Source organism: Micromonospora sp. CNZ303, assembly GCF_004345505.1.
This window is the reverse complement of record NZ_SLVT01000016.1, coordinates 50,456-66,351: the sequence shown is the minus strand read 5'-3', so window position 1 is coordinate 66,351 and position 15,896 is coordinate 50,456. Positions and strand designations below refer to the sequence as shown.

Annotated in this window: 17 protein-coding genes; 9 read left to right on the top strand and 8 right to left on the bottom strand. The window is 72.8% G+C overall.

Going from position 1 to position 15,896, the window contains the following annotated elements; all coding sequences use genetic code 11:
- Nucleotides 1-6: 6 nt before the first annotated feature.
- Nucleotides 7-1,314 carry an aspartate aminotransferase family protein gene (locus EV374_RS23295; RefSeq protein ID WP_132238798.1) on the bottom strand — a complete coding sequence of 436 codons (1,308 nt, stop codon included), beginning with the start codon at nucleotides 1,312-1,314 and terminating at the stop codon, nucleotides 7-9.
- A gap of 159 nt (nucleotides 1,315-1,473) precedes the next feature.
- On the opposite strand from EV374_RS23295, the gene EV374_RS23290 reads away from it, so the two are divergent.
- Nucleotides 1,474-2,469 (top strand): hypothetical protein, encoded by a 996-nt coding sequence (locus tag EV374_RS23290; RefSeq protein WP_486485911.1) that lies wholly within the window; start codon nucleotides 1,474-1,476, stop codon nucleotides 2,467-2,469.
- Nucleotides 2,470-2,531: 62 nt separating this feature from the next.
- Here the strand turns inward: EV374_RS23290 and EV374_RS23285 are convergent, their stop codons facing one another.
- Complete coding sequence (locus EV374_RS23285; protein WP_132238796.1) at nucleotides 2,532-3,227, bottom strand: Tat pathway signal sequence domain protein; 696 nt, start codon at nucleotides 3,225-3,227, stop codon at nucleotides 2,532-2,534.
- Between the two features lie 382 nt (nucleotides 3,228-3,609).
- Between EV374_RS23285 and EV374_RS23280 the strand changes: the two genes are divergently transcribed.
- The 3 genes from EV374_RS23280 to EV374_RS23270 all read left to right on the top strand — a co-directional run bounded on the left by EV374_RS23280 (nucleotide 3,610) and on the right by EV374_RS23270 (nucleotide 5,735).
- Nucleotides 3,610-4,377, top strand: coding sequence for a TetR/AcrR family transcriptional regulator (locus tag EV374_RS23280; protein ID WP_486485910.1), 768 nt, complete (start codon nucleotides 3,610-3,612; stop codon nucleotides 4,375-4,377).
- A gap of 208 nt (nucleotides 4,378-4,585) precedes the next feature.
- Nucleotides 4,586-5,215 carry a DUF6230 family protein gene (locus EV374_RS23275; RefSeq protein ID WP_132238792.1) on the top strand — a complete coding sequence of 210 codons (630 nt, stop codon included), beginning with the start codon at nucleotides 4,586-4,588 and terminating at the stop codon, nucleotides 5,213-5,215.
- Between the two features lies 1 nt (nucleotide 5,216).
- Nucleotides 5,217-5,735: a DUF6114 domain-containing protein gene (locus EV374_RS23270; RefSeq protein ID WP_486485909.1), complete on the top strand. Its 519-nt coding sequence runs from the start codon at nucleotides 5,217-5,219 to the stop codon at nucleotides 5,733-5,735.
- Nucleotide 5,736: 1 nt separating this feature from the next.
- Here EV374_RS23270 and murD read toward each other — a convergent pair whose 3' ends face one another.
- The gene (gene murD / locus EV374_RS23265) at nucleotides 5,737-7,083 is read right to left on the bottom strand and encodes a UDP-N-acetylmuramoyl-L-alanine--D-glutamate ligase (RefSeq protein WP_132238790.1); all 1,347 of its coding nucleotides are present in this window, start codon (nucleotides 7,081-7,083) and stop codon (nucleotides 5,737-5,739) included.
- 91 nt (nucleotides 7,084-7,174) lie between these two features.
- Here murD and EV374_RS23260 point away from each other — a divergent pair, with 91 nt between their 5' ends.
- Entirely contained in the window at nucleotides 7,175-8,524 is a 1,350-nt protein-coding gene (locus tag EV374_RS23260; RefSeq protein ID WP_132238788.1) for a MurL-like N-terminal domain-containing, read from the top strand.
- Between the two features lie 106 nt (nucleotides 8,525-8,630).
- On the opposite strand, the gene EV374_RS23255 is transcribed toward EV374_RS23260, so the two are convergent.
- From EV374_RS23255 to EV374_RS23240, 4 genes are all read right to left on the bottom strand, one after another.
- Nucleotides 8,631-10,556 (bottom strand): PucR family transcriptional regulator, encoded by a 1,926-nt coding sequence (locus tag EV374_RS23255; protein ID WP_486485908.1) that lies wholly within the window; start codon nucleotides 10,554-10,556, stop codon nucleotides 8,631-8,633.
- Between the two features lie 189 nt (nucleotides 10,557-10,745).
- Nucleotides 10,746-11,399 (bottom strand): hypothetical protein, encoded by a 654-nt coding sequence (locus tag EV374_RS23250; protein WP_132238784.1) that lies wholly within the window; start codon nucleotides 11,397-11,399, stop codon nucleotides 10,746-10,748.
- A 167-nt stretch (nucleotides 11,400-11,566) separates the two neighbouring features.
- Entirely contained in the window at nucleotides 11,567-11,839 is a 273-nt protein-coding gene (locus EV374_RS23245; protein WP_132238782.1) for a flavin reductase, read from the bottom strand.
- Nucleotides 11,839-12,018 (bottom strand): hypothetical protein, encoded by a 180-nt coding sequence (locus EV374_RS23240; protein ID WP_132238780.1) that lies wholly within the window; start codon nucleotides 12,016-12,018, stop codon nucleotides 11,839-11,841. The genes EV374_RS23245 and EV374_RS23240 overlap by 1 nt, the downstream gene beginning before the upstream one ends.
- Nucleotides 12,019-12,350: 332 nt before the next feature.
- Here EV374_RS23240 and EV374_RS23235 point away from each other — a divergent pair, with 332 nt between their 5' ends.
- The 3 genes from EV374_RS23235 to EV374_RS23225 all read left to right on the top strand — a co-directional run bounded on the left by EV374_RS23235 (nucleotide 12,351) and on the right by EV374_RS23225 (nucleotide 14,196).
- The gene (locus tag EV374_RS23235) at nucleotides 12,351-13,157 is read left to right on the top strand and encodes a helix-turn-helix domain-containing protein (RefSeq protein WP_486485907.1); all 807 of its coding nucleotides are present in this window, start codon (nucleotides 12,351-12,353) and stop codon (nucleotides 13,155-13,157) included.
- The gene (locus EV374_RS23230) at nucleotides 13,144-13,332 is read left to right on the top strand and encodes a DUF397 domain-containing protein (protein ID WP_132238778.1); all 189 of its coding nucleotides are present in this window, start codon (nucleotides 13,144-13,146) and stop codon (nucleotides 13,330-13,332) included. Before EV374_RS23235 ends, EV374_RS23230 begins: the two co-directional genes overlap by 14 nt.
- Nucleotides 13,333-13,623: 291 nt before the next feature.
- The gene (locus tag EV374_RS23225) at nucleotides 13,624-14,196 is read left to right on the top strand and encodes a DUF6892 domain-containing protein (protein ID WP_132238776.1); all 573 of its coding nucleotides are present in this window, start codon (nucleotides 13,624-13,626) and stop codon (nucleotides 14,194-14,196) included.
- 114 nt (nucleotides 14,197-14,310) lie between these two features.
- On the opposite strand, the gene EV374_RS23220 is transcribed toward EV374_RS23225, so the two are convergent.
- Entirely contained in the window at nucleotides 14,311-14,733 is a 423-nt protein-coding gene (locus EV374_RS23220; RefSeq protein ID WP_132238774.1) for a MarR family transcriptional regulator, read from the bottom strand.
- A gap of 87 nt (nucleotides 14,734-14,820) precedes the next feature.
- On the opposite strand from EV374_RS23220, the gene EV374_RS23215 reads away from it, so the two are divergent.
- Nucleotides 14,821-15,819 (top strand): NADP-dependent oxidoreductase, encoded by a 999-nt coding sequence (locus EV374_RS23215; protein WP_132238772.1) that lies wholly within the window; start codon nucleotides 14,821-14,823, stop codon nucleotides 15,817-15,819.
- The last annotated feature ends 77 nt before the right edge of the window (nucleotides 15,820-15,896 follow it).

Sequence of the window (15,896 nt, the reverse complement as noted above, 5' to 3'; positions counted from 1 at the left end):
CCGCGCTCACGCCGCCACCTCCGCCGCCACGCAGGAACGGATCGCGTCGACCAGGATGGCCAGGCCCTCGTGGGCCTCGTCCTCGGTCAGCGTCAGTGGCGGGCCCATCCGCAGCACGTTGCCGTACAGGCCGCCCTTGCCGGTGAGCAGCCCGCCGGCCCGGCACGCCTCGAAGACCCGGCCGGTCAGCGCCGGGTCCGGCTCGGCGGTGCCCGGCCGGACGAACTCGACGCCGAGCATCAGCCCCTTGCCGCGTACCTCCGCGACGCCGTCGAGACCGCCCACGGCGGCGCGCAGCCCGTCGGCGAGGATCGCGCCGGTGCGGGCCGCGTTGGCCTGGAGGTCGTGGTCGAGCAGGTAGTCGAGCACCGCGTTGCCGGCGGCCGTCGAGACCGGGTTGCCGCCGAAGGTGGAGAAGCTGATCCCCGGCACCGACTCCAGCACGTCCGCGCGGCCGACCACGCCGGCCAGGGCGAAGCCGTTGCCGATGCCCTTGGCGAAGGTGAGCAGGTCCGGGGTCACGCCGTGCGCCTGGTAGCCCCAGAAGTGCTCCCCGGTGCGCCCCCAGCCGGTCTGCACCTCGTCGCAGACGAACAGGATGCCGTGCTCATCGAGGACCTTCTTCCAGGCGGCGAAGAGCCCGTCCGGCGGGTGCACGAAGCCGCCCACGCCCTGGATCGGCTCGGCGATCAGGCAGGCCACGTCGCCGGCGGTCTGGGTGGCGAGCACCTCGTGCAGGTCCTCCACGGCCGCCTCGACCCGTTCGGCCTCGCCCAGCCGGGCCAGCAGGCCGCGCAGCCGCTCGCCGGAGTGCAACCAGGCCACCTGGAGCGGGTTGAGCGCGCTGGCCGACCAGCCCCGGTTGCCGGTCACCCCCATCGCCGCGTACGACCGGCCGTGGTAGCTGTTGCGCACGGCGAGGATCTGGTGCGAGCGGCGGTGGTTGGTGGCGACCAGCAGCGCCGCCTCGTTCGCCTCCGTGCCCGAGTTGGTGAAGAAGACCCGCGCGTCGGGGATGCCGGAGAGCCGGGCGACCTTCTCGGCCAGTTCGACCTGCTGCCGGATCAGGTAGAGGGTGGAGCTGTGCACGATGCCGGTGCGCAGCTGCCGCTCGACGGCCTCCCGGATCTCCGGGACGTCGTAGCCGATCATGTTGGTCAGCACGCCGCCGAAGAAGTCGAGGTAGGTGCGGCCCCGGGCGTCGGTGACCCGGCGGCCGGAGCCGGAGACCAGCTCGATCGGCTCGTCGTAGTAGAGCGGCATCCAGGACGGGAGCACGGCCCGGTGCCGGGCCAGCAGATCGTCGGTGGTCATCGTCGCACCTCTCAGCGGCGTTCGCGGTAACCGCACGCTGCCACCAGACGGCGACGGGGACAAGGGTCGGTAAGTGGCGCGGCACCGGGACCGCCCACACCGTCGTCGCCCGGCCCGGTGTGCGCCGCCCGGGCACCCGGCCGCCGGTACGATCCGGCGGTGCGGACCGGTGAGGAAGCGCCACGTGGGGCGCCGGCGCTGCCGACCGGCGCGGCGGGCACGAGCGTCGAGGCGATCGCGGCCGGCGTACGGGCCTGGGTGGGCCCGGGGCCGCTGCGCGACCTCGTCGGGCACTTTGGCGGCACGTGGCCGGACGGGGACGTGGCAGCAGTGCTGGCCGGCCTCGACGACTTCTCCGCCCGGCACTGGGACTTCCGGGGTGGCCGGGAGCGGCCGGACGCCCGGGAACCGGCCGTCGACGCGGCCACCGCGCGGCTGGTGCTCGCCACCGCCGCCGCGCTCGGCATGGTGCGTCCGGCGGCGCCGGCCCGCTCGCGGTACGCCCACCTGGTCGTGCTCGGCGGGTTGGCGCACGCCTGCCAGCGCCGGGTCGCGTACGCGGCGCACCTGCTGCGCGGCGGCACCCGGGTCGACGGCGAGGTGGCGGTGCTGGGCAGCTTCCGCCCGCTGTCGGACGCGGAGTGCCGGGCCCTGGAGGTGGCTGGCGTCCCGCCCTGCGACACCGAGGTGGCGGCGCTGGACGCGGCGGTGCGGCGGGAGTTCGCGGTGGCCGTCCCGGCCGAGGAGGACGGCCACGACGCCGACCACCCGCACCGCTCCTGGTCGTCGCGCACGTACCGGCCCGCGGGCGGCCCGCCGGTGCGCGTACTGGCCGCCCCGTCCGGCGATCCCGCGCGGCGGCGCGCGCACACCGCCGACACCCAGCGGTTCTGGGCCGAGCACGTCCGCCTGCGCGCGGGCGACGCGGTGCTGATGGTGACCGCACCGATCTACGTGCCGTTCCAGCACTGCGACGCGCTGCGCACCCTCGCCGTGCCGTACGGCTGCGCGATCGAGACCGTCGGCGTCGACCCGGCCCTGCCCGACCTGGCCGGGCTGCCCGAGCCGGCGCTCACCCCGGGTCGCTACCTCCAGGAGATCCGCTCGGCCATCCGGTCCGTGCGGGCCCTGCACACGGCGCTGGGCGACGGCTGATTGGCGCACGGCCGGGAGCCGACGCACGACGGATCGCCGCGCGCCGGCCCCGTGGACCGCGATCAGTTGACGTAGACGGGGGCGTTGCCCTTGCTGGCGTCCTGCACGGGCGAGTACGCCGCGGAGAAGTACGCCGTGCCGAAGCAGAGGCTGGGGCCGGAGAACTTCGTCAGCGTCTGGTTGGTGAAGGTGATCGAGTTGTCGGCGTTGGTCGCCGTGCCGGTCAGGCTGTTGGTGCTGGTCCGGTAGACGCAGGTGATCGCGCCGAGCAGCGAGTTCAGCACGACGGTGCTCTGGATCGGCGCCGTCGCCGTGCCGCTGATCCTGACCACGCCGGCGCTGGTGACCGAGGTGGCGTACGGCAGGTTCTGCACGGTCACGCTCTGCACCCCGGTGGTGCCGATGACGTTGGTGGTGCAGTTGGTGAAGGACTGGGCGGTCAGGCTCTCGGTGGCGGTGCCCGGGGCCGCCGGGTTGCTCAGCACCTTGGCGCTGAAGCTGGACGCGGCGCACTTCACGCCGGTGGTGCCCGAGGCGGAGGAGTAGAAGGTGGCGTTGGTGCCGGTCCTGAGGCTGGCCCGGATCACGTCGTTGACGGCGACGGCGGTGCCGCCCGGCGTCGGGTAGGTCAGCACGTTGTTGGCGAACGGTGCCGGGGTGGCGGAGCGCGGAGTTGCGGCGGAGCCCGGGGCGGCGGCGAGGCCGGTCAGCAGCGCGAGGGTGGTGAGACCCACGCCGATTCGTCCGTACCTGAGCATGGTTCTTCCTTTCGCGGGACGGGGGAGGTCGACTCGCGCGGGCGGGGGGTGCCCGCGTGGCGACCGGGGGCCGTCGCGTCATGGACGGCGGTGGGGGTGCCGGGCGGCCGTCGGGGCCGGACGGCGGTGGCGGTGGTGGTGGTGCGGCGACGTCAGCGGGAAGGCCGGCGTGGCGCGCCGCGGCGCAGCGGCGTCACCTGCGTCTTTCCGGCCTTGGGAGGGGGCTCCGGTTCCGCGATAATGGCAACCACCGAGCCCTCCTTCGATGAGTCGACGGGTGACCATCCGGAAGATCACCCATGGTGATGGGATCCCAACTGAGCGTGCAGCAAGTTATAAACCCCGGAGGGTCGTAAAGTCAATGAATGGAGAGGCAGGCACGTTGACCACGCAGCGCCGCCCGCACCCGGCGCCCCTGCCGGGCGCACGCCCCGGTCGCGACCCCGACCGCGCGATCAAACGTGGCCCGCGCCGGCTCTCCGCCGAGGCGGTGGCCGCGACCCAGCGCGACCGCCTCTTCGACGGGCTCGTGCGGGAGGTGGCGACGAAGGGCTACGACAACGCCCGGGTCACCGACATCTGCCACGCCGCCGGGGTGACCCGACCGGCCTTCTACGCCCTCTTCAGCGGCAAGGAGGACGCCTTCCTCGCCGCGTACCGGCACGGCGTCGCCGTGCTGTCGCAGCTCATGGAGAGCGCCTACCGCGAGGCCGGGCCGACGTGGTCGGACGCCGCCCGCGCCGCCCTGCGCACCCTGCTGGAGGTGCTGGCGAGCGTGCCCGCCTTCGCCCGGATGGCGCTCGTCGAGGTGGACGCGGCCGGCCCGGACGCCCGCCGGGAGCGCGACGCCCTGCTCGGCAGCTTCCGCCGGTTCTTCGCCGACGCCGGCCCCGGCCCGGCGGCGGACGTGGACCGGGAGACGCTGGTGTCCACAGTGGTCGGCGGGATCCACGCCACCGTGCGCAGCCGGGTGGCGCAGGGCCGGGCGACGGAACTGCCCCAGCTGCTGCCGGTGCTCACCTACGCGGCCACCGCGCCCTTCCTCGGCACCGCCGACGCGGCCCGGGCGACGCGACTGGCACGCCCGGCCGACGGCCCGGGCACGACCGCGCCGTGCGCGCCGACCGGCGAGGCCGCCACCCTGCCCTGACGGCGACCCGGTCTCCCGGCCGGACACCCGACGCCACGGTCGGAAACCGCAGCGGTTTTTCACTTTGGCCGCATTTGGCAGATACCGCCTCAACGAGCCCCCACCGGCCGTTGACCCGTCATTTACTCGGCGGTAACTTCAGCCTGCGCAGACACTTGAGCCGATTTTCCATTGTCGCCGATCAATTGATCTTCGAAAGGGAGCCGCCATGTCGGAGCAGCTCGCACCGATCGAACCCGATCCGCCGCGCAGCGGCGTGCGCTGGCGCCGGTTCGCCGTCACGCTGGGCACCGTCGTGGCGGGCGCCGCCGGCATGGTCGTGCTGACCGCCCAGGGCGTACTGGGCGCGCAGTTCGCCATCTCCGGCATGCCGTTCACCGTCACCGCCGACAAGCTCACCGGCACGGGATTCGAGCAGTTCGCCACCATCGACCAGATGATTCCGGACAGCCCCAACCAGGGCGACACCGGCGGGCAGGTCCTGGTGATGGTGTCGGCCATCGACAAGGCCGAGCTGACGAACCTCTGCCAGAGCATCAACCTGGGCGGCGTCCACCTGAAGATCACCGCCGGCGGCAAGGGCACGCCGGTCACCGCCCGCACCCTGGTCGTCGACGGCGACGAGGTCGCCGGCAACGCCTCGTTCAAGAACATCAACGTCGGGCAGGACGCCAGCACCCTCGACCAGGTGCCCGGGGTGAAGGGCAACCCCGGCGTCTTCGCCCAGCAGTCGGACACGGTGGTCATCACCAACCTGCGGCAGAACAACTACGCCACCACGGCCGCCGTCTTCAACCTGCCCGACCTGCGCATGGCGTTCACCTCCGACGGATGCTGACGTGACCGCCGCGGGACACCACCCGGTGCCAGCCGCCCGCCGATCCGACGGGCGCTGGCGCCGCTGGCGGCGGGGCCGCCCGTTCACCGCCGGGGTGCTGATCGCGCTCGGCGGCCTGGAGATGCTCGTGACCCTGCGCGCACCGCTCGGGGTGCTGCTGCACGTCGGGCCACAGGGGCTGGCCGCGTACCTGGTGCCGGCCGTCCTGGTGCTCTGCGGGGTGCTGCTGGTCGCCACTCCGCAGCAGCGGGTCTTCTACGCCGTGCTCTCCCTGCTGCTCGGGCTGGTCTCCTGGCTGACCTCGAACCTGGGCGGCTTCCTGGTCGGGATGCTGCTGGCCCTCGTCGGCGGGGCACTCGCCTTCGCCTGGACGCCTGACAAGCGGCACCCACCGGCCGGCGCCACCGGGGCGCCCGGAACACCGGCCCCACGGACCGGGGACCCGGACGACGACGCGGGCGACGGCGAGCTGTTGCCGGGCCTGGGCACGACGCACCCGACGCCCGCCGACCGGGGCTGAGTCAGCCGGCGGTGTCGCGTACCGCCTGGGCGAAGACCTCGGAGCGGTGCTCGAAGTTGCGGAACCGCCCGTAGCTCGGCGCCGCCGGGGAGAGCAGCACCACCCCGTCGGCCGGGGTCACCTCGCGGGCCAGCCGGACGGCGTCGACCAGGTCGTCGACCACCTCGGTACGCACCTTCGGCAGGCCGGCGAGCGCCTCGACGATCCGGGGGCCGCTGTCGGGGATGCCGAGCACGGTCAGCTCGCGCTCCGCGAGGTGCTCGCGCAGCGGCGTGTAGTCCAGGCCCCGGTCGGTGCCGCCGACGATCACCGTCAACGGCCGCCCCTCGTACGCGTCGATGGCGTGCATGGCTGCGTACGGGCTGGTGGCGAGGGTGTCGTCGACGAAGGTGAGGCCGGACGGGTCGGCGATCTCGGTGAGGCGGTGGGCCAGCCCCTGGAACTCGGCGACCGCCACGGCCAGGGTGTCCCGCCGTTCCACCACGTCGACGCCGAGCGCGTCGAGCACGGCGAGCGCGACGCAGAGGTTGCCCTCGTTGTGCCGGCCGACCAGCGGCAGCACCGCGCGCGGGAAGAGCGGCCGGTCGCCGAGGTGGAACCAGGGCGTACCGTCCGCGCCGCCGGCCACGTGGGCGGTGTCCGGCAGGCCGGCGCGTACCGCCGCGCGGTCGCCCAGTTCGAGGGCGAGCCTCGGGTCGGCGCCGTTGACCACCACCGTCCGTGGCCCGTGCGCCAGCAGGTTGAGCTTGTCCCGGTAGTACTCGCGCTCGCCGCCGTGCGCGTCGAGGTGCTCGGGGAAGAGCGCGGTGACGACCGCCACCCGGGGCGAGTCGGTCAGGTCGCTGCACTGGTAGCTGGACAGCTCCAGGACGTACAGCTCCGCCTCCGGCAGGTCCAGCGTCGGCACGCCGATGTTGCCGCCGAACACGTTCGGCCGGTCCACGGCGGCGAGCAGGTGGCTGATCAGGCTGGAGGTGGTGCTCTTGCCCTTGCTGCCGGTGACGCCGACGGTGCGGGCGGCGTGGTCGGCCATCCACAGGGCGGTGCCCTGGGTGACGGTGGCCCCGCGCCGGCGCAGCTCCACCAACCACGGGTGGGTCTGCGGCACGCCGGGCGAGCGGATCACCACGTCGGCGGCGGCCAGCCGGGCGAAGCCCTCCTCGCCGGTGACCAGCGGCGCCGCCTCGGCCAGCGGCCCCTCCCAGGGCAGGCTGAGGAAGTTGGCGCTGTCGTCGACGGCGACCAGGTCGGCCGGGCCGTGCGCGGCGATCGCGGTCACCGCGGCCCGGCCCTCCCGGCCGGCCCCCCAGACGGCGACGGTACGTCCGCGCAGGTCAGACAGGCGCACGGGCTCTCCTCAGGGGGTGTTGTCGGGCGTGGCAGGGACGGGGTCCGGCGCAGCCGGACACGGCCGGACGAACCAGGGCCTAGTATGGCGTGTGCCCAACGAGCAGCTCCGGCGGATGGACGCCTTCACCTTCCCGTCCTACTCGATCGACCTCTCCACCGGGGAGGTGTTGTTCGACTACGCCCTCACCGGCCCCGACGGCGAGCAGCGGTTCACCGAGGTGGTCACCCTTCCCCTGCCGGACGCGCCGCCCTCGGACGAGACCGTGGCGACCCTGGGCCGGGTGCTGGAGCTGCTGCACGTGGTCGCCGGCGTCAGCTACTACAAGGCCGCCGCGCCGCCGCGCCTGGTGCTGCCGGCGCCGCTGGGCCCGGCCGCCGCCGAGCTGGTCACCGCCGTCTACACCAAGGGCCTCGCGGAGTACGCGTACCGCAACCAGCTGCCGCACGTGCTGGAGCTGCGCCCGGAGGTGCCGGCGGGCGAGGTGTCCCCGCCCCGGGAGTACGACGACTCCGACCGGCGTCCGCTCTCGGCAGTGGGTGGCGGCAAGGACTCCATCGTCAGCCTGGAGGCCCTGCGCCGGGCGGGCTTCGACCCGGTGCCCTTCTCGGTCAACCCGAACCACGTGATCGTCGCGGTGAACGAGGCGTCCGGGCTGGCCCCGCTCGCCGCCCGGCGGCGCATCGACCCGGTGCTGTTCGAGCTCAACGCCGCCGGGGCCCGCAACGGCCACATCCCGGTCACCGCGATCAACTCGCTGATCGCCGTCGCCACGGCGGTGCTGCACGGCCTGGGCCCGGTGGTGATGTCCAACGAGCGCTCGGCGTCGGACCCGAACCTGGTCTGGAACGGCCACGAGATCAACCACCAGTGGTCCAAGGGCGTGGAGGCGGAGGGGCTGCTCCGGGCCGCGCTGGCCGCGCACGCCGGGCTGACCGAGCCCTACTTCTCGCTGCTGCGCTCGCTGTCGGAGCTGCACATCGCCCGGTCGTTCGCCGAGATCGACCGCTACGACGACGTGGTGACGAGCTGCAACGCCGCGTTCAAGCTGCGCGACGCCAGCGAGCGCTGGTGCCGCGACTGCCCGAAGTGCCGGTTCGTCTTCCTGGCCATGGCGCCGTTCATGTCGCGCGAGCGGGTCACCCACATCTTCGGCGGTGACCTGCTCGCCGACGAGTCGCAGATCCCCGGCTACCGGGAGCTGCTGGGCGTGGACGGGCACAAGCCGTTCGAGTGCGTCGGCGAGGTGGAGGAGTCCGTGGTGGCCCTGAGCCTGCTGGCCGAGCAGCACCAGTGGCGCGACGCCCCGGTGGTCCGCGCCCTCGTCGACGCGGTCCCGGCCACGGCCTGGTCGACGGCGGCCACCTCGGACGTCTTCACCCCCGGCGGCCCCAACCACATCCCCCCGCCCTACGCGAAGGCCCTCACGGCCCTGACCTGACCCCCACCCCTCCTTCGCCTCGTTGATCATGAAGTTGTTGCGCTCCGCCTCGGCGTGTCGCGGCAACAACTTCATGATCAACGGGGTGGGCCGGGGTGGGTCGGGGTCAACGGGGTGAGCCGGGGTGGGTGCGGATGGCGTCCAGGGCCAGTAGGGCTACGTGCAGGGAGAGGCAGGCCTCCACCGAGTCGAGGTCCACGTCCAGGACGCGGCGGATCCGGGCCAGCCGCTCGTAGAAGGCCGGCCGGGACAGGTGTGCCGCCCCGGCCGCCGCCGACTTGTTGCGGCCCTGCTCCAGGTACGCCCGCAGGGTGCCCAGCAGCTGCTCCCGTGGGTGCTGCGCGTCGTGGGTCAGCAGTGCGCCGAGTTCCCGCTCGACGAAGGTCTGCAACCGGGGCTCGTCGCGCAGCAGGTGCAGCAGCCCCGCCAGCCCGACGTGCGGCAGCCGGAAGACCGGCAGGTCCCGCCGGTCCCGCCGGGCGGCGTCGGCGATCTGCCGGGCCTCGACCAGCGAGCGGCGCGCCTCCCGCAGGCTGGGCACGCCAGAACCGGCCGCGACGAGCAGGCCGCCGCCGGCCGGCCGGGCCACGCCGTTCGTCCGCCCGTGGGACCGGGCCGGTACGTCACCGCGGCCGGTGCCGCCCGGGCGGGCCTGCCCGTCGGGACGAGCGGAGCCGCCCGGGCGAGGATGACCGTCCGGGCGAACGAGCCCGTCCGGGCGGGCATGGCCGTCCGAGCGGGCGGATGTGTCCGGCCGGGTGCGGTGCAGCGCGGTCGCGAACGCCGCCAGCGACCGTTCCTCGGCCGCCGGCTCCGGCAGGGCGAGCAGCACGCCGACGGCGTGGTCGTCGATGGCGCTGGACAGCCCGGTCAGCTTCGCCTCGTGCAACGCCTGCCCGACCGCCTCGGCGAGATCACGCAGCCGAGCGGGGCCCGCCTCCGGACCGCCCGGCTGCCCCTGGTCCGGGGCCGGGCCGCCCTCCCCCGCCGGGTCGTCGGCGCGGTGCCGGACCACCACCCCGACCAGGTGCCGGCGCTCCAACAGCACGCCGAGCGCCCGGGCCCGCAGGGCGACCTCGTCCACCGGCAGCGAGTGGTCGAGCAGGGCGGTGAGCAGCGTACGGTGGATCTGCCGCTCCAGGCCCTCGGCGTCGCGCCGGATGAGCCGGCCCAGGGCCAGCGTCGAGGCGGCCCGCTCGACGAGGATGGTCAGTCGGGTGGGCGGGACCACGGGCGGCGCGGCGACGCCGACGGGGGCACCGCCCTCCTCGGCGGGGTCGAACACGCGCCGGCCCGCCGCCAGGTCGCCCCCGCCGGGCCAGCGCAGCAACAGCCGCCCCCAGTCCTGTCCCCGGGCGCCCACCGTGGTCACCAGCCACCCGTTGTCACCGTCGTACGCGGTGCGCCCCGCCGGCCGGATCCGCCGCGAGTGCTGCTCCCAGCAGTCCAGCAGCAGCTCGGCGCTCTCCCCCGCCGGGTCGTACGCGAGCACCTGCCGGGAGAGGTTCTCCAGCACCACCGGGCAGCCGGAGAGGTCGGCGGCCTGCCGGACCACCTCGCCGGGGCCGGCGCCCTCCACCGACAGCTCCGTAAAGCGCTGGTGGATCTCCTCCGTCGCCCGCAGCTCGGTCAGCTGGGCGTCGACGATCAGCGCGTGCACGGCCTCGGTGATCCGGACGAACGGGGTGGCCCGCCGCAGCTCGACCAGGGGCAGCCCGCGCCGCTCGGCGGCGGCGGCCATCACCCGGGGCACCCCGCTGACGTACCGGCGGCCGAGCTCGACGACCAGGCCGGAGACGCCCACGTCGGCCAGGTCGCCGATGAAGGCGCGCAGCCCGGCGTCGTCGGCGGGTAGCCCGATCCCGGTGGTGAGCACCAGCTCGCCGCCGCCGAGCAGCGGGGCGATGTCGGGCACCTCGGTCACGTGCACCCAGCGCACCGGGCGGTCGAGACCGGCGTCCCCGGCGACCAGGCGCGGAGCGCCGTGGCGGACCGGGTCCAGCGCGAGGACCTCACGGACGGTAGGGAACACGGGCGACACGCTACCGTCCGTGACGTCGATTCCGCACGGGCAGCCACCCCGTCCCGGGTTCGTGCCGCCGAGTGCGTACAGCCGGTGCGACATCCGCTGCCGAGACCGGCCGGAAGATGGGCGTTGTCGCGGGAGCCGAACAGCCCCCTGGGCCCTGCGGGGGTCAGTCGGTCGGCCGTCAGCTACGGGTCACGGTGCCGGGTGCTCGACCTGTGCGCGCACCTGCGTAAACATCTTGCTCGGATTGTCGGCCGGCTTGAAGCCTCCGAAGTGAATCACGCCAATGACGTACGGGGAGGCCCACGCGCAGACTTCGACGCGGATGCCGGCGTTCTTGCTGGTGCCGCAGCGTGCTGTGCCGCCCAGCGGTCCCGGCGCGACCGGCTTCACGTCGACGACCGCCGTCAGCGCGCCGAATACGGCGTCGAGCGTCGTTTCCGGTGCGACAACAGTGCCGGAGACCCCGCTGACAAGCACGAACCGGCTGTCGTCGGGTCGATGAACCCCGAGCTCCGCTGAATGCTTCTCCTTCCCCGCTGCGTAGGCGGTACCCACCGCGCTGGTCGGCTCACCCTGGAGAAGTCTTTTGAAGCCGCCGATGTTCTGCTTGGTCATGTCGTGCAGTCGTCGGTCGATCGATTCGTTCCAGCCGTCGAGCAGCGTCTCGGGCGCGTCGAGTCGTATCGAAACGGTATTGGGGCTGCTGCTGGGCGAGTGGCCGGCGGCAGGCCGTGACTCAGCGGTGTCCGTCGGCCGCGTGCATCCAGCCGCAAGCAGGACCGCCAGGACCAGTGCGTTGGCCTTCGCGGCGCGAGGGGCGCCACCCGTAGGCGTTGTCGTCATGCTCCACGCTTCCTCTCAAGGCCGACGGCGCACGATATCGCGACGGGCCTGCGTCGCAGCAGGCTGGCCACCGCTGCGATGCCGCCCGAGTGTGTCGGGTAAGCGAATGCCTACTTCAGCCAGGTCTTGGTCCAGTGGGGTGATCGCTACAGCATCCAGTCCGATCCTTACCAGATCCTTGTGATGTCACGTAAGTCCCGGGCCCGCGCCCAGTCGAGGAAGCGTTCCCTCAGGTCGAGAGGATGCTCGGGGTTGAGCTGGGTGAGCTGGGCGTGGGCCTCGGCCATCAGCCCGCCAAGGTGGAACAGCAGGCCGGTGCGGTCGCCCCGGTACTCCGTCAGCAGTCCGAGCCGACCTGGCGGACAGGGCCACTCCGCGCCGCAGTTGCGGCACCGCCAGAGCGGGCGCATCGGCAGGTGCGGAATTCTCCGGTACGCCATCAGCGCATCCGCAGGGCGATGGCGCGGGCCTCGTCGTTGCTCAACGGCAGCCACCACAGGAACCGGCGTACCACGTCGATCGGGTCGGGGCCGCCCGGGCGGCCGCGGAGATCGCGGATAGCGGTGGTGAGCAGGGCCGAGATCACCGGCAGCAGGTCCCGCGACGCGGGATCCGGCATCGCCCGCAGCTCGGGGCAGGGCCAGGGCTCCGTGCACCCCCGGCACCGCCAGTCAGGCGAACCGACCACGTGCGCCGCCACGAGAGGCGTTCGCCGTCGGTCCCTGGAAACACACACATCGACCTCCGTCGGCAGGGACGGGCCGCCCGGAAGCGGACGGCCGGGCGGACCCGCCCGAGCCCTCCGGGCGCCGAGCGGGTCCGCCTGCGTGACAGTCTGGTGAGCGCGCGACTACCGTCGGAAGGCATTCCGCCCGGTCGTGGCCGCGCTTCGACAGCGGTACGCCGGGCCGGAATCCCGAGTGGAACTCAGGCGACCTGTGTGGAGGAACTGTGGAGGAGCCGACCGCCGACCTTATTCGCACCCAGCTGCGGCGGATGCGGATGAGCGCCAACCTCAGCCAGGAGGAGTTCGGCCGGATGGTGCACTATTCGGCGTCGATGGTGTCCGCCGTGGAGACGGGCACCCGCCCGCTCGACCGGGCGTTCCTGGCCCGCGCGGACGAGGTGCTCCGCTCCGGTGACCTGCTCGTGGCGCTGCTGCGGATCGCCGAGCGGGACCGGGAGCCGTCGTGGTTCCGGCCGTGGCTGGAGGCCGAACGCGCCGCCAGGCAGCTCCGATACTTCAATCCAGCTCTGGTCCCCGGCCTGTTCCAGACGGAGAACTACGCCCGCGCCGTGCTGCGCTTCAACGACACCTTCTCCGAGGCCGAGGTCGAGCGGAAGCTGGCCGCCCGGCTGGCCCGGCAGGAGATCCTTACCAGGGAGGACCCGCCGCAGATCGTGGTGGTCGTGGACGAGTCGGTGCTGAGCCGGACGGCCGAGGGACTGAGCGGGATCATGGTGGACCAGGTCGGCCGGCTGATCGAGGTGGCCGACCTGCCGCACGTCCACATCCACCTCGTTCCGAGGAGCACCGGGCTGCACATCGGGTCGTCGGGCCCGTTCGCCTTGGCCCGCTCCGTCGACGGCGGCTGGGTCGGGCACCTGGAACATCAGCTCGGCGGGGCCGTGGTCGACGACGAGGACGGGGTGGCTGCCCTGCTGGCCCGGTGGGAGAATGTCCGCACCGAGGCCCTGCCCCGCCGGCAGTCCATCGACCTGATGAAGGAAGTGCAGGCGCACCATGAACCTCAGTGACGCCGTGTGGCGCAGGTCCACCCGCAGCGGGTCGAGTGGCGGCGAATGCGTCGAGGTCGCCGACAACCTGCCCGGCGTCGTCGCCGTCCGCGACAGCAAGGACCCGGCGGGGGCGACACTCACCTTCACTCCGGCCGCCTGGACGGCGTTCCTCTGCCTCGCCAAGCGCGCCTGACCGACACGGCCCGAGGGTGCCTCCCACCGAGCGTTCCTCGATGCAGCAGACCCTGGATCTTGGAGCACACCCTGTCGTGGGTCACCACTGATGGCGCACTGTTCGCGGCTACGAGCGCCATCCCGAACGCACGCCGCGATGCCGCAGTGGGCCAGGTCGTCGTCCTGACCCGACGGTTGGTCCGCTTCCCACCGCACCGGCCGCCTCCGAACCGTTGCCAGCCCCGCCTGACTCGAACGACGACCCGCTCCGCGTCCTGAGGCAGATCAGTGACGAGATACGGTCGGGATCATGACCCTCATCTTCCCCGACCTCGGCCTGCACCTGGGCGTCCTGGACGCCCTGCTGGACGACGCGATCGCTGCCGACGACCTCAAGGCGCTCATCGAGTCGACCGGCCCCGACGGCCCGGAGGACGGCTACCCAGGTCCGGGCCCGCGCCTACAGGCGTCACTGAAGCTGTTACATGCCGTCACGGTGCCGCCGGCCGAGGCCGCAGCGATCACTGAGTTGCAGTTCGACGGCGGCAGCGACATCTACATGCTGATCGAGCAGACCCTGGACATCGACACCGGCGGCGAGTCCGACGACTACAACGTGACGTCGCTGGAGGGCATTCACGCACTGTCCAGCCTGCGGTCCCTGGACCTGGACGGCCACGGCTACCGTCCAGGGCCGTTGGACCTGACCCCGCTGACCGGCCACCCGGCCCTGTCGGAACTGGTACTCACCGGGAAATGCACAGGAGCGGCAGCGCTGGAGTCGCTGCCTGCGCTACGCACCCTGGACGTCTCGCTGGCGCACCTCGACGACCCCGATGTCCTGACCCGCCTGGAGGCCCGCGGAACGACGATCAACCGTTGACCGCGCCACAGTAGAGGCCGTTGCCCCACAGAGGCCGGGAGTCCTGGGCTTGATCTGGCCCGCCCGCGTGAAGCCGTTGAGTCCAGTTCGATCGGGTCAGGGCGCAGGCACGGGTCAGCCCAGTGCCTTGCGCAGCAGCGCCGTCAACTGGTCCTGCTCGTCGGGCGAGAGTCGTCCGACCGCCGTACGGGCGAAGGTGAAGGCCGTCGCGAACCGGTGGTTGATCTCGTCTCCATGGGGGGTTCTCGCGACGAGTCGTGCGCGGCGGTCCCGGGGGTTCGGTTCGCGGGTCACGAGGCCGAGCGCTTCGAGACGCACGACGATCTGGGTGATGTTGGAGGCATCGCAGCCGAGTTCCTCGGCCAGGGCGCCCATGCCCCGTCGCTCATCGAGTCGCCCGAGCACACATGCCTGCGCCGGGCTGAGCGACAGCTCGGCTGCCGCCGCCTCGTAGGCGCGGTCGTACACGTCGACCAGGTCGAACAGGGCTGCCTCGGCCTCTGACGAGGGAGTCACGGGTCCGTTCGGCAGCGCCATGTCCCCCAGCCTAGATGAGTTAGTTGATTCGCTCAAATAGCTGTGCTCCAATGATCCTTGATGCACTCAAGCAAACGAGGGGGGACGATGGGGAGCAGAGTCGAGCGCACAACGGGCGACGCGATCGCGGCGCCGCAGATGACCGCGGTCGTCCTTGACCGGTTCGGCGGAGTCGACGAACTCTCGTCGCGCCGGATACCGCTCCCGCAGGTTGGCGACGACGACGTCCTCATCCGGGTGGAGTACGCAGGCGTCGGATCCTGGGACGCGGGCGAGCGGGAGGGGGAATACGACGGCGTCTTCGGCGTCGCCTCGACCTTCCCCTACGTCCTCGGCTGGGACGCGGCCGGCACGGTGGCCGCGGTCGGGCGCAACGTCACCCGGTTCGACGTGGGCGAGCGGGTCTACGCCGCGACGATGCCGGTGCCGCGTGGCGGCTCCTACGCCGAGTACGCCGTCGTCGAGGCGGAGTTCGTGGCTCGCGTGCCCGACCGGCTGCCGACCGGACAGGCCGGCGCGATGGCGTGGGACGCCCTGACCGCACTGAGCGGTCTCGACCTGCTCGGGCTGCGGCCGGACGAGACGCTCATGGTCTTCGGGGCCAGCGGGGGTATCGGCCACATGGCCGTGCAGCTGGCGCGGCACAGCGGCATCCGGGTGTTGGCCGTGGCCTCTGGTGACGACGGTGTCGCCCTGGCCCGGCGGCTGGGCGCCGACGACGCCGTCGACGGTCGTCGAGACGACGTGTTGGCTGCGGCGTTCGAGTTCGCACCGGGCGGGCTCGATGCGGCTCTGGTCACCGTGGGAGGCGAGATCGCCGAACGATCTCTGCGCGCGATCAGGAAGTCGGGACGGATCGCCTGGCCGAACGGTGTCCTGCCCGCGCCGGTGACGTCGCCGGGTGCGACGGTGTCCCACTACGACGGGGATCGAAGCCGCACCGCCACCGATCGGCTGAACGCGATCATCGAGGCGAGTTCCTTCGAGGTCCACGTCGCCCGGACCTTCCCGTTGGCCCGAGCCGGGGATGCGCACCGCGCCCTGAATGATCACTATGTCGGGAAGCTGGCCCTCAACGTCGGATAGGACGCGACAGGCGGCCCGAAGCTCCCTGAGCGACGTGGCCCGGAAGCCCTCGACGTGAGGGACTTCCGGGCCACGTG

Excerpts from the sequence above, each read along its gene's own strand:
- EV374_RS23295 (WP_132238798.1), bottom strand. The coding sequence starts at position 1,314 with ATGACCACCGACGATCTGCTGGCCCGGCACCGGGCCGTGCTCCCGTCC.
- EV374_RS23285 (WP_132238796.1), bottom strand. The coding sequence starts at position 3,227 with ATGCTCAGGTACGGACGAATCGGCGTGGGTCTCACCACCCTCGCGCTG.
- EV374_RS23275 (WP_132238792.1), top strand. The coding sequence starts at position 4,586 with ATGTCGGAGCAGCTCGCACCGATCGAACCCGATCCGCCGCGCAGCGGC.
- EV374_RS23250 (WP_132238784.1), bottom strand. The coding sequence starts at position 11,399 with ATGACGACAACGCCTACGGGTGGCGCCCCTCGCGCCGCGAAGGCCAAC.
- EV374_RS23245 (WP_132238782.1), bottom strand. The coding sequence starts at position 11,839 with ATGGCGTACCGGAGAATTCCGCACCTGCCGATGCGCCCGCTCTGGCGG.
- EV374_RS23240 (WP_132238780.1), bottom strand. The coding sequence starts at position 12,018 with ATGCCGGATCCCGCGTCGCGGGACCTGCTGCCGGTGATCTCGGCCCTG.
- EV374_RS23230 (WP_132238778.1), top strand. The coding sequence starts at position 13,144 with ATGAACCTCAGTGACGCCGTGTGGCGCAGGTCCACCCGCAGCGGGTCG.
- EV374_RS23225 (WP_132238776.1), top strand. The coding sequence starts at position 13,624 with ATGACCCTCATCTTCCCCGACCTCGGCCTGCACCTGGGCGTCCTGGAC.
- EV374_RS23220 (WP_132238774.1), bottom strand. The coding sequence starts at position 14,733 with ATGGCGCTGCCGAACGGACCCGTGACTCCCTCGTCAGAGGCCGAGGCA.
- EV374_RS23215 (WP_132238772.1), top strand. The coding sequence starts at position 14,821 with ATGGGGAGCAGAGTCGAGCGCACAACGGGCGACGCGATCGCGGCGCCG.